This is a genomic window from Streptomyces sp. AP-93, from assembly GCF_022808175.1.
GTDB lineage: Bacteria > Actinomycetota > Actinomycetes > Streptomycetales > Streptomycetaceae > Streptomyces.
Window position 1 is genome coordinate 104,462 of record NZ_JALGBX010000028.1, and the last position, 10,954, is coordinate 115,415.

Sequence of the window (10,954 nt, forward strand, 5' to 3'; positions counted from 1 at the left end):
CCCGGAAAAATCTTCGGAGATTTTCGGGACGCGCGCGGCGGCGGAGATTCAGGTCGCCGCCCCACACCGGGCTACCGGCGAGTAAGATCGCCGGGCCCTGGCCCCTCCGAGAGGATCCCCGATGCCGCGCACACCTTCCTCGCCGCTCCTGCTCGCCGGCCTGCTGGCGGGCGCGGCGGTGGCGCACGCCGTCGCCCCCAAGCAGTTCGACGCGACCGTGCCGCGCTCGCTGCCCGGCAGCCCGCGCCAGTGGACGTACGCGAGCGGCGTGGCGGAGCTCGCGCTGGCGGCCGGGGTGGCCCACCCGCGCACCCGTCGGGTCGCGGCGCTGGCGACGGCGGCGTTCTTCGTCGGCGTGTTCCCCGCGAACGTCAAGATGGCCGCCGACGCCCGCCACCGCTCCCCCGCCCTGCGGACCGTGGCGCTGGCCCGGCTGCCGCTCCAGGTCCCGCTGGTGCTGTGGGCCCGCAAGGTCGGCCGGACCGCGGCCGGCTGAGGCCACCCGGACAGGGCGGCCCGACGGCCCGACGGCCCGGCACCCCGACGTGAACCCCCGACGGGCCTGCCTGCCCCGGCACCCCTCCGCCCCGGCGTCAGCGGCTGTCGCCCGTCCAGTCCCAGTGACCGGGATCGGCCGCGCGGCGGCGGTAGTGGGCCCGGCCGCCCGGCCCGTAACGCCCTATCTCCGTGGGGAGCCGTGCCTCTTCGGCGAGCTGCGGGGCGCTCCAGCCCGTGATGTCGAGCAGCAGTCCGTCGAGGGGACCGCCCACGAGCTCTCCGTAGGCGTGCCCCGGGAGCGGACCCGGGTCGGGGTCGTCGTGGTCGGCGCCGTAGACCCGGCGCCGGAGCATCCTGTCGTCCATACCGGTCAGCTTCACAGACGGCACTGACAACGGGCCTGAGCGGCGATGATGGGAGCCGTTCGGATCGCACGGCACACGAAGCGGAGCACCATCCATGGCACGTCGGGTACACCAGCCACTGGAGGACCAGGAGTTCGACTTCATCCTCGGCATGACGGACGGGCCGGTGCTCGCCTACTTCTGCGGGAGCTGGCCGAAGGCCCTGGAGCCCTGCCGCGCGATGGACACGGTCGTCGCCGCACTGGCGCAGGAGTACGGGTCACGGCTGACTGCGGTGCGCGTGGACATCACCCGCTGCCCCGCGCAGACCAAGCGGTACGAGGTGACGGGGGCCCCGACAGCCGTCCTCATCGCGGGCGGCGAGGTACTGGCGACCCAGGCCGGGCCGATGACGGCCGAGGAGTTCCGGACGTTCCTCGACGCCCGCCTCTGAGTGCTCCTCCGAGCGGCGGCCTACGAGCCGCTGCTGTGGGATGCCGCGCGCGCCTGCCCGGTGTCGGCGGTCACGCGAGGAGGGCTGAAGCCGGGAGATTCCTGCTTACCTCGCGGCAGCGGGCTCTTCTCCCCGTCCGCGTACTTGCCGACGGGCAGGTCCTTGGCCCACCGGAAACGGACCCGGCCCACCTTGGGGACATTGGCCATGCCCCAGCGGCGGTGCACCCGGGTGATGTTCAGGTCCCGGCCCTGAGGAATGTCCACGGACATCACCGTGCGGAACCGCCCCTTGAAATCGGGCGCGTCGGCGCGGCCGTCCCAGCAGTTCTTCCACGCCTGGAAGTAGGTCTTGAGTACCGCTTGCGCGGCCTGCGCGGGAAGAACAGCGAGGAACTCGATGCGACGCCATGCCGACCCGCACCGAGAGACCACGCGGGAGGTCTGTGCCGACTTCGAGGCCGGACTGTTACTCCGCGGGCGTGGCCTGCGGCAGCAGTCCAGCCGCCTGTCGCTCCAGCACCAGGGCGTCGTCCACGAGCCCGGCGCAGGCATCGAAGAGGTCCCGCCGTCCCGCGGCGTCCGCCTCGGGGTCGGCCGTACGGGCCAGCTCCGCGAGCCGCGACCACTGCCGCCCGGAGTCACGGAAGAGCGCTCCCGCCTCCCCGTGGCCTGCGAGGTCCAGGAAGTCCGCGTACAGCGGCCGGGTGGCGCCCGGGGCGGTCCACTCCTCCTCCAGGCAGGCGTGCAGCCGCTGCGTACCCAGCGCGAAGGCCTCGGGCGTGGCGAAGCGGCGCCCCCAGCCGGTCTTGGTAATGGTGTCGCGCAGCTGCCCGGCGAACTTCTCCATGCCGGAGAAGCCGAAGTTGACGTCGAAGTGGTTGCCGAGCACCGGCCCGGTGAGGCGGGAGACCGTGGCGGCGATCGCCGCGTCCAGGTCGGGCTCGCCGGCGGGCTTCCCGGTGGTCACCACCATCTGGTGGCGGCCCTTCTTGTGCCCGGACCAGGCCGCACCGAATTCCTCGCGGCCGATCGCGTACGCGCCCCCGGCCCCGTCCAGACCGGCCGCCGGGTCGTCGACGAAGTAGGTGTCCCCGTCGTAGCCGACCACGGCCACCACGTAGGGATCGGCCGCGGCCAGCTCGGCCATCGGCGCGGGCCCGTGCCAGGGCAGGGCGGAGCGGTCGACGGTGCAGAACACCGGGGCCCCGGCGTCGAGCGCGGCCTCGACCCGGTTCCAGCGGGGCTTGGCACTGCGCGTGGCCTCGTACGGGATGCGCAGGCGGGTCAGGGCGACCTGGACCCAGGGGTCTGGGTGGGCCTGGGCGACGATCGTCGGCATCGGCGGCCGGCCGGCGTACTCGAACACGAAGTACATGAAGCCGATACCGCCCGCCAGGCCCGCGACCAGGGCCTCTTCGTGAACGCTGCCGAGGGCGTGCCGGATCAGCGTGGCCTCGCGGTGGCGTCCGGGGGCGAAGTCTTCATATACGTGCGCAGTCATGCGGTCAGCGTAGCCGCGCCGCGGACCGTCGGCCGCGACCGGACTTCCTGTACAGTTGTCCAGGAAGTCGGAGGGGCCGCTCTCCACTCACCCCGCCCCAGGGAGGTGGCCGTGCAGACGGTCGCAACGATCCTCATCGGCCTCGTCGCCGCGCTGCACGCATACTTCCTGGTCCTGGAGATGTTCCTGTGGCAGCGGCCGCCCGGCCGGGCCCTGTCCGGATTCGACGCCGACACGGCCCGCCTGACCGCCCCGCTCGCCGCCAACCAGGGCCTCTACAACGGATTCCTCGCCGCCGGCCTGGTCTGGTCCCTCGTCATCGACTCGCTCGCCACGCAGATCTTCTTCCTCGTCTGCGTGATCGTCGCCGGGGTCTACGGGGCCGCGACCGCCAACCGCCGCATCCTCTTCGCCCAGGCCCTGCCCGGCGCCCTCGCCCTGGGCGCGGCCCTCCTCGCCGGATGACCTCCCGCACGGACCCCCGCACCGACCCTCGCACCACCCGCACCAAGGCCCGGCTGCGCGAGGGCCTCCTCGCCGAGTGCGCGGACCGGCCGCTCGCCGAGGTCAGCGTCTCGGCGGTGGTCCGCCGGGCGGGCGTCGGCCGGGCCACGTTCTACCTGCACTACGAGGACCTCACCGCGCTCGCGGTGGACGCGTGCGCCGACGTCGTGCACGCGGCGGTCGACGCCCTGCACGCCTGGCAGACAGACCCGTCAGCGGCTCCCCCGGCCCGCCCCCCGGGCGCGCTGGCCGCCTTCCTCGGCGACGCGGCCGGCCGGGCCCCGCTCTACCGCACCCTGCTCCTGCCGGGCGGCGGCGGCCCGCTCGGCGAACGCCTGTACCGGGAGCTGCGCGAGCGCAGCCGCGCCGAACGCGCCGCGGTGGGCGCGCCGCGCCCCGAACTGGTCGCTTCGGCCGTGGCCGCCACCTTCACCGCCGTGCTCGCGGACTGGCTGCACGGCGCACTGCCCGCCGACCTGGCGGACCCGGACCGGCTGGCCGACCGGATCTGGCTGCTCCTCGTAGCCCTGCACCGGGCGGGGTGATCCCCGCAAGGCGCCACGAGTGGGACGGACCTACGCCCCCTCCGCCGCCGCCAGCCCGGTGTCGGCCATGACCCGGGTGATGGTGTCCTCCAGCGAGTGCTCCGCCTCGATGACGCTCTCCCAGTCGCCGGGCAGCAGGTCGAGGGGCCGGTACCACTCGCGCATCTCGGCCTCGCCGTACTCCTCCGCCTGCGGCTTGCCGGCGTGCCGTCGCAGGGTCTCCTCGAAGGGCACGTCGAGGTAGTAGAAGTGCGTCGGTCCGCGGTGGGCCCGGCGCAGGGCGTCGAGCATGGGACCGTAGCGGTCCGCGTGGAGGATCCCCTCGACGATCACGTGGAAGCCGTGGTCCAGCGCGTAGCGCGCCACGCTGCCGATGAGCCCGATGTTCGCCGCGCCGGGGGTGTCCCGCTCGCGCAGGACGACACGGCGCAGGTTGTCCTGGCCCACGAGCGCGAGGCCCCGCCCGTGGCGGTCGCGGATGCCCTCCGCCACGGAGGACTTGCCCGCGGCGGAGTTGCCGCGCAGCACGATCAGCCGGGTGTCCGGCGTGCCGGTCATCATCCGGCCCACGCTACCCGTCCGCCCCGGACGTGCGAGGGCCCCGCCGGAAGATCCGGCGGGGCCCCGTCACGGGCTGGGCTCGTGAAGCGGTGCTAGCCGATGGTGACCACCTGCTCCGCCTGGGGTCCCTTCGGCCCCTGCGTCACGTCGTACTCGACCTTCGCGCCCTCCACCAGTTCCTTGAAGCCGGTGGTCTGAATGGCGGAGAAGTGCACGAACACGTCGGGGCCGCCGTCGTCCTGCTGGATGAAGCCGAAGCCCTTCTCCGAGTTGAACCACTTCACGGTGCCAGTTGCCATCTGTACTGATCCTTCACAACGTTCCACCGGCCGCACACGCGGCCGGACCCGATCCTGCCCATTGATCGGCTCGAGCACACGCCAAGCGCGGCCAACCGGGGTGCATCGGGATATTCGAACTTTTCTCCGTCCCGTCCGTGAAACGGGGGAGCAGGCCTTCGCACGGGCCCTGGGAAGGGCCCTCGGCGGGGCGCTCCGAAGGAGTCTTCGAGAGGGGACGGACATGGGCGAGCTCGCGACGTTCCGGGTGCCGGCGCGGATCACGGGAACGACGGCGGACACCATGCTCGGCGGGGCGATGGTCCGCGCCTGGCAGCGCGACGGGATCTTCCAAGTGGCCGCCGACGGGCGGCAGGAGGCCCGCACGCGGGCCGCGCTGGCGGCGAGCCGGCGGTTCTTCGCCCGGCCCGCGGCGGAGAAGGCCGCGTGCGTCAACGACACCTCGTACAGCGGCTACACCGCCTCGGGCGAGGAGGTGACGGCAGGCCGGCCGGACGCCTCGGAGATCTTCACCATCACCCCCGACATCCCCGGCATCCCCGACATCCCCGACGGCGCGGCCCCAGGCCTGCCCTGCCACGGACCGGTCCCCTGGCCCGACCCCGACTACCGCGCGGCCATGGAGGCCTACCTGGCGGGTGTCGGCGGGCTCGGCGAGCGGCTGCTGCGACTCGTGGCCCTCGGGCTCGGCCTCGGACCGGCGGGCATCGACCGGCTCGCGGGGCTGACGCGCGGCGGCTGGCACCACATGCGGGTGCTGCGCTTCCCCGCCGCGGAGCGGACCGCGGAGCGCGGGATCGGCGCCCACACCGACTACGGCCTCCTCGTGATCGCCGCCCAGGACGAGGTGGGCAGGCTCTTCGTACGGCCTCCGGTGGCGGGCGAGGAGCGCCCGAGCAACTGGCTGCCGGGCGAGAGCACGGCGGGCTTCGCCGAGCACCGGCCAGGCTGGACCCCCGTACGGCCCGTGGCGCGGGTGCTGACGGTGTTCCCCGGGGACATCCTCCAGTTCATGACCGGCGGCGCCCTGCTGTCCACCCCGCACCGGGTGCGGCTCGCGGAGCGGGAGCGGTACGCCCTCGCCTACTTCCACGAGGCGCGCTTCGGCGCCCGGATCCGCCCCCTCGATCCGGCACGGTCCCAGCAGGGCGGGGACGGCGGCACGGCGCCCGCGGTGATCCACTACGGGGAACACTTCACCCGGATGTTCATGCGCTGCTATCCGCAGCGGGCAACGACGCGGCGGATCGAGGCCCAGGGGCTGCTGCGACACCTCGCCGCGGCCCGGTGAGCCGGCAGCCGAGGCAGTCGGCGTGGCCGCTGTGCGCGACGGTGTCGCGGACCCGCCAGTCCCATTGGCTCTCCGGCCGGGGCCCGCTGGGCTTGCCCCAGCCGGCCAGGTGCAGCAGCCAGGTGGTGATGCCCGCCGCGACGACGACCCCCAGGCCGATCCAGACGCCGGGAGTCCAGGAGGCGCACAGGGCCGCGCCCGCCGCCGTGCTTCCCGCCAGGGCGATCGCCGTGCCGGTCCAGCCCGCCACGGTGTGGCCGAGGTCCACGTGGCCGTGAGCGCTCATCGTTCTCCCCCTGCTTCGTCGGTTCAGTAGGCTCGAATGGCGTTCTCTTACGGAGAAAGCCATTTATCTCACGAGCTAAGTAACTTAGATGCTAAGGAGTAACCGCGTGCACGGCAAGCCCCGTCCCGCGGCCACGGTCCAGGAAGCGCTGACGCGCATGGACCGGTACGTCGCCCTCGGCATCGTCGGCCAGCAGGAGGTGGCGCAGCTCCTGGGGCTGAACGTCACCGACCTGACCTGCCTCGGCCACATCCTGGGCGCCGGTCAGGACCCGCTCGGCGCGGGCGACCTCGCCGAGCTGACCAACCTCACCACCGGCGCGGTGACCGGGGTGCTCAACCGGCTGGAGCGCGCCGGGTACGCGAGCCGGCAGCCCGATCCCGCCGACCGGCGCCGGGTACGGGTCGTCGCGGAGCCGGCCGCCGCCGCGCGGATCTTCGCCGTCTACGAGCCCTTCTACGCCCGGCTCGGCGCGGTGTTCGCCGAGTACACCCCCGACGAGATCGCCGTCATCGCCGACTGGTTCGGGCGGGCGACGGCCGAGGTCACCGCCCATCTGGACCGGGTACGGGCCGGGGAACTGGGGCCGGTGGCCCCGTAACCCCGATGGTAAAATTTGCCTTTTGGCGACGTTCGCGTCGCACTCACGCACATCTTGCCCAGACATTTGAAACACGCCTCACGGAAGGTTCTGCATGAAGAACCCGTCACCTCATGGGCGCTTCGGCATCAAGGCCGGAGCCAAGGCGAGCCCGAAGGGCGGTGCGAAGGGCGGCGGAAAGACCCCGCGGACCCTCGGCCCCCAGGGCGAGTACTCGATGCCCCGGACGACCACGCCGGCGCTGCCGCCGGTGGAGTCCTTCTCGGAGCTCGGCCTGCCCCCTGAGCTGGTGACGACGATGGCCGACCAGGGGGTGGCCCAGCCGTTCCCCATCCAGGCGGCGACCCTCCCCAACTCCCTGGCGGGCCGCGACATCCTCGGCCGCGGGCGGACCGGCTCGGGCAAGACGCTCGCCTTCGGCCTGGCCCTGCTGGCCCGTACGGCGGGTCAGCAGGCCGATCCGAAGCGGCCGCTCGCTCTGGTCCTCGTACCGACCCGCGAGCTGGCGCAGCAGGTGACCGAAGCCCTGGCCCCGTACGCGCAGGCCCTGAAGCTGCGCATGGCCACGGTCGTCGGCGGCCTGTCGATCGGCAAGCAGACGGGCGCGCTGCGCACCGGCGCCGAGATCGTGGTGGCCACCCCGGGGCGGCTCAGCGACCTCATCGGCCGGCGCGACGTGCACCTGGAGCGCGTGAAGATCGTCGTCCTCGACGAGGCCGACCAGATGTGCGACATGGGCTTCATGCCGCAGGTCACCGAGATCCTCGACCAGTGCCACCACGCCGGCCAGCGGATGCTGTTCTCGGCCACCCTGGACCGCAACGTCGACCAGCTGGTCCAGCGGTACCTGAAGGACCCGGTCGGGCACTCCGTGGACCCGCAGTCCGCTTCGGTGTCCACGATGGACCACCACGTGCTGCACATCCACGCCGCCGACAAGGTCTCGGCGGCGACCGAGATCGCGGCGCGCGAGGGCCGGGTGCTGATGTTCCTGGACACCAAGCACGGGGTCGACCAGTTCGTGAAGCACCTGCGGGCGATGGGCGTACGCGCCGAGGGGCTGCACAGCGGGAAGTCGCAGCCGCAGCGCACCCGGACGCTGGGGCAGTTCAAGGACGGTCTGCTGAACGTCCTGGTCGCCACCAACGTCGCCGCGCGCGGCATCCACATCGAGGACCTCGACCTCGTGGTCAACGTGGACCCGCCGGCCGACAGCAAGGACTACCTGCACCGGGGCGGCCGCACCGCGCGGGCCGGCGAGTCCGGCAAGGTCGTCACCCTGGTCACCCCGAACCAGCGGCGCGACATCGTCCGGCTGATGGCCGATGCCAAGATCCGGCCGACCATCACCCAGGTCCGCTCCGGCGAGGCCGCGCTGAGCCGGATCACCGGTGCGAAGGCCCCGTCCGGCGTTCCGCTGGCCGGCGCCGCGGCCACCGACGCCAAGGGCCGGCCCTCGGGCTCGGACCTCGGCTTCCGCGGGATCGGCACCCGGCCCGGGCGGCCCGGCAAGGGCAAGGAGTCCCGCAAGACCATCGAGGCCCGGCAGGCCGCCGAGGCCCGCGCGGCGGCGCGGGTGCGACGGGGTACGAAGTAGCCGACGGGTTACGCAGCGTCCGACGGGTACGCAGCAGCACGACGGGAGGGCCGGGACCGCGGGTGCGGTTCCGGCCCTCCCGCGCATCGCGGGGTCAGGAGCTCAAGCGGCCCGCCGCAGCAGCCGCTGCGCCGCCGCGTTGCGGACCCGGCGGGTCCGGGCGCCCGCGGCGAGCAGGCGCAGGGCCTCGTCGGCGTGCAGGGACCGGGCCGCCGTGCGCTGGCACCAGTCGGAGGCGGCGAGGAGCTCCGCCGCGGACCAGGGCTCGCCCCGCGTGACGGCCTTCAGCAGGGTCCACTCGCGCAGTCGGCGGGCAGCGAAGTGGCGGCCGCCCAGGGCCTCGCCCATGGCCCGCGCCCAGGCGGGGAAGGCCTCGTCGGCAAGCAGCCGGACCGCCCGCCGGTCGAGGTGCGTGACGACCGCGCTCTCGGCCATCACCAGGTCCGGATCGCGCAGGACGGCGGCCACGACCTCGGCCTCGGCGGGCTCGCCGGACACGGCTGCCAGGGACTCCAGGTGCCGGGTGTAGCGCCAGTGCTCGGACGGCGTACCCGTCGGCGCGGTCCCCTCGGTCCGGCCCGTCGGGCCGCCCTGGCGTATCTGGTACTCGCTTCTCCCCATGCGGCCATTCCACACGACACCGGTGAACGTCAGGTTGTCAGGGTGCCATCAAGCCCGCGGCGGCCTCACACCCGGGCCGCTGCACGGATCGCCCGCCGCCACCTGCGCCACCGACGCGGAGGAGCCCCGCTGCGGCGGGACCCGTCCGGTGCTTCAGGCCCGCGGGTCGTGGGTCTCGTAGCCGCCGGAACCCTGTTCGTTCGCGTGCCCCTGCTCCGGGAGCGGGGCGCCGGTCTCCAGGAGGGTCTTGAGGCTGGACGCCAGCATCGGCCAGGCACGCCCGCACATGCCGATGAGGGTGCCGCCCGGTTCGAAGCCCTCGTGGAGGATGGTGAGCCGCGCGAGCGTGTCACCGACCGGTTCGATCTCGTACGTCACCTTCGTGCGCCGCTCGCGGGCCAGCTCGGCGCGCAGCTCCTCGCCGATGCCGACGGAGGCGGCCCACTGCGGGGTGAAGGTGTGCCAGGTGTAGGAGAGCAGCCGCTCCGGTACGCACTCCAGCACCACCTGCTCCGGATCGCTCGTCCGCGCCCCGCGCTCCACCCAGTCCATCGTCGAGCCCACCCGCCAGTCGGTCTCGAAGTCGAGTCCCCAGTAGCGGCGGGTGAACGCGGGCTCGGTCAGGGCCTGCCACACCCGTGCGGGGTCGGCCTGGACGTACACGGTGTAGGTGATCGCAGTCTCGCTCATCCCCTCATGCTGCGGGACCGGGGCCCGCGGACCGGGGATTGAGCCGCTCTGCGCTCACCAGTGGCAGCCCTCCGCGGGGAGTTCCGTCGGTGGGGTGCGGGGCGGCGACGGGAGGGAGAGGTGGGCGCGCGCGGCGTGGACGGCGGCGAGCTCCTCGTGGCCCGCCGGGCCCCAGTCGCTGAGCTCGCGGACCTGTTCGGGGGTGGCCAGCAGCCGGGCGTACGCCGGGTCCGGACCCGGGGGCAGCGCCGTCAGCCGGGCCGCCGTGCGCGGGTGGGCGCCCTGGTCGGCGTACCGGTACCCGAGCGGGAGCGCGGCCGCGGTCCGGCCCGCCGTCGGGGGCGGGAGGTGGGGTGCGCCGGTGGCGCGGGCGATGAGCAGCAGGACGCGTCCGTCGGGCGCGAAGAGCCAGCCGGCGGGATCCCGTGCCGTCAGGTGCGCGGGGGCCGGACCCGGGTGCCAGGTGCCGTGCAGCGGGACGCGGCGGCTGCGCAGGACGCCGAGCCGGTCCAGGGCGGTGGGGGTGGTGGGGCGGCCGTCTTCCAGCAGGGCGGCGCCGCCTCCGTTGATCCGGGCCCGCAGCGCGGACAGGGCGCGGCGGGCGTCGCCCGCGTCCATCAGGGCGGGCAGTTCGGCCGGCTCGGCGAAGTGGATGCCGGTGATCTCCTGCGCGGGGAGGCGGACGGAGTCGATGCGGTCCCGGGTCCAGGTGCCGCCGTCGAAGACGTGCAGGATCTCGCCGGGGAACCCCATCCCGGGCGGCATGCCGGGCGCGTCGGCCGGGATCCAGTCGACGGCGAGGCCGCGCGGGTAGCGGCCCTCGACTCCGAGCTCCTCGTACATCTCGCGGGCGGCCGCCGCGGCCGGTGCCTCGCCGGCGTCCACCGCGCCGCCGGGCAGCAGCCGGTCGGGGCGGTAGTCGACGCTCTGGACGAGGACGCGCCCGTCGACATCGGTGACGAGGACGACCGCGCCGGTCCAGAGGGTGGCGCGGGAGGCCCCGTACTCCTCCGGGGTCATCCACGTGCCCGGACGCGCTGCCGGGGGCGGGGTTTGGGCCGGGGGCGGGGTTTGGGCCGGGGCCGGGGTTTGGGCCGGGGCCGGGGTTTGGGCCGGGGCCGGGGTTTGGGCCGGGGCCGGGGTTTGGGCCGGGGCCGGGG

15 protein-coding genes and 1 pseudogene are annotated in these 10,954 nt (G+C 74.0%); 7 read left to right on the forward strand and 9 right to left on the reverse strand.

The annotated features are described in order from the left end of the window. Window positions 1-121: 121 nt before the first annotated feature. Complete coding sequence (locus MTF69_RS35285; protein WP_243340457.1) at window positions 122-496, forward strand: hypothetical protein; 375 nt, start codon at window positions 122-124, stop codon at window positions 494-496. Between the two features lie 97 nt (window positions 497-593). On the opposite strand, the gene MTF69_RS35290 is transcribed toward MTF69_RS35285, so the two are convergent. Then, window positions 594-863 (reverse strand): hypothetical protein, encoded by a 270-nt coding sequence (locus MTF69_RS35290; protein WP_243340458.1) that lies wholly within the window; start codon window positions 861-863, stop codon window positions 594-596. 94 nt (window positions 864-957) lie between these two features. On the opposite strand from MTF69_RS35290, the gene MTF69_RS35295 reads away from it, so the two are divergent. Continuing rightward, window positions 958-1,296 carry a co-chaperone YbbN gene (locus MTF69_RS35295; protein ID WP_243340459.1) on the forward strand — a complete coding sequence of 113 codons (339 nt, stop codon included), beginning with the start codon at window positions 958-960 and terminating at the stop codon, window positions 1,294-1,296. A gap of 128 nt (window positions 1,297-1,424) precedes the next feature. Here the strand turns inward: MTF69_RS35295 and MTF69_RS35300 are convergent. Together MTF69_RS35300 and MTF69_RS35305 are read right to left on the reverse strand one after the other, a co-directional pair. Beyond that, window positions 1,425-1,799 (reverse strand): annotated as a pseudogene (locus MTF69_RS35300) (hypothetical protein); the annotation flags it as partial. After that, window positions 1,765-2,799, reverse strand: a complete 1,035-nt coding sequence (locus MTF69_RS35305) for a BtrH N-terminal domain-containing protein (RefSeq protein ID WP_243340460.1) — start codon at window positions 2,797-2,799, stop codon at window positions 1,765-1,767. The gene MTF69_RS35305 and the pseudogene MTF69_RS35300, both read right to left, overlap by 35 nt. A gap of 111 nt (window positions 2,800-2,910) precedes the next feature. Between MTF69_RS35305 and MTF69_RS35310 the strand changes: the two genes are divergently transcribed. Both MTF69_RS35310 and MTF69_RS35315 read left to right on the forward strand, forming a co-directional pair. Next, window positions 2,911-3,264, forward strand: a complete 354-nt coding sequence (locus MTF69_RS35310; RefSeq protein WP_243340461.1) for a DUF1304 domain-containing protein — start codon at window positions 2,911-2,913, stop codon at window positions 3,262-3,264. Further along, window positions 3,261-3,848 (forward strand): TetR/AcrR family transcriptional regulator, encoded by a 588-nt coding sequence (locus MTF69_RS35315; RefSeq protein ID WP_243340462.1) that lies wholly within the window; start codon window positions 3,261-3,263, stop codon window positions 3,846-3,848. The genes MTF69_RS35310 and MTF69_RS35315 overlap by 4 nt, the downstream gene beginning before the upstream one ends. A 30-nt stretch (window positions 3,849-3,878) precedes the next feature. Here the strand turns inward: MTF69_RS35315 and MTF69_RS35320 are convergent, their stop codons facing one another. Beyond that, window positions 3,879-4,406, reverse strand: a complete 528-nt coding sequence (locus MTF69_RS35320) for a kinase (RefSeq protein WP_243340484.1) — start codon at window positions 4,404-4,406, stop codon at window positions 3,879-3,881. 95 nt (window positions 4,407-4,501) lie between these two features. Beyond that, window positions 4,502-4,708, reverse strand: coding sequence for a cold-shock protein (locus MTF69_RS35325; RefSeq protein ID WP_243340463.1), 207 nt, complete (start codon window positions 4,706-4,708; stop codon window positions 4,502-4,504). A gap of 223 nt (window positions 4,709-4,931) precedes the next feature. On the opposite strand from MTF69_RS35325, the gene MTF69_RS35330 reads away from it, so the two are divergent. Next, window positions 4,932-5,999, forward strand: a complete 1,068-nt coding sequence (locus MTF69_RS35330) for a 2-oxoglutarate and iron-dependent oxygenase domain-containing protein (protein ID WP_243340464.1) — start codon at window positions 4,932-4,934, stop codon at window positions 5,997-5,999. Here the strand turns inward: MTF69_RS35330 and MTF69_RS35335 are convergent. Continuing rightward, the gene (locus MTF69_RS35335) at window positions 5,917-6,285 is read right to left on the reverse strand and encodes an HGxxPAAW family protein (RefSeq protein WP_243340465.1); all 369 of its coding nucleotides are present in this window, start codon (window positions 6,283-6,285) and stop codon (window positions 5,917-5,919) included. The genes MTF69_RS35330 and MTF69_RS35335 overlap by 83 nt on opposite strands. Before the next feature lie 106 nt (window positions 6,286-6,391). Here MTF69_RS35335 and MTF69_RS35340 point away from each other — a divergent pair, with 106 nt between their 5' ends. Beyond that, window positions 6,392-6,886 (forward strand): MarR family transcriptional regulator, encoded by a 495-nt coding sequence (locus MTF69_RS35340; RefSeq protein WP_243340466.1) that lies wholly within the window; start codon window positions 6,392-6,394, stop codon window positions 6,884-6,886. 94 nt (window positions 6,887-6,980) lie between these two features. Continuing rightward, window positions 6,981-8,483 (forward strand): DEAD/DEAH box helicase, encoded by a 1,503-nt coding sequence (locus tag MTF69_RS35345; protein WP_374324929.1) that lies wholly within the window; start codon window positions 6,981-6,983, stop codon window positions 8,481-8,483. A 102-nt stretch (window positions 8,484-8,585) separates the two neighbouring features. Here the strand turns inward: MTF69_RS35345 and MTF69_RS35350 are convergent, their stop codons facing one another. The 3 genes from MTF69_RS35350 to MTF69_RS35360 form a co-directional block, all read right to left on the reverse strand. Then, window positions 8,586-9,104, reverse strand: coding sequence for a hypothetical protein (locus MTF69_RS35350; protein ID WP_243340467.1), 519 nt, complete (start codon window positions 9,102-9,104; stop codon window positions 8,586-8,588). Between the two features lie 153 nt (window positions 9,105-9,257). Further along, window positions 9,258-9,794, reverse strand: a complete 537-nt coding sequence (locus MTF69_RS35355) for an SRPBCC family protein (protein WP_243340468.1) — start codon at window positions 9,792-9,794, stop codon at window positions 9,258-9,260. A 54-nt stretch (window positions 9,795-9,848) separates the two neighbouring features. Further along, on the reverse strand, window positions 9,849-10,814 hold the full coding sequence (locus MTF69_RS35360) for an NUDIX domain-containing protein (RefSeq protein ID WP_243340469.1): 966 nt from the start codon (window positions 10,812-10,814) through the stop codon (window positions 9,849-9,851). Window positions 10,815-10,954 lie beyond the last annotated feature (140 nt).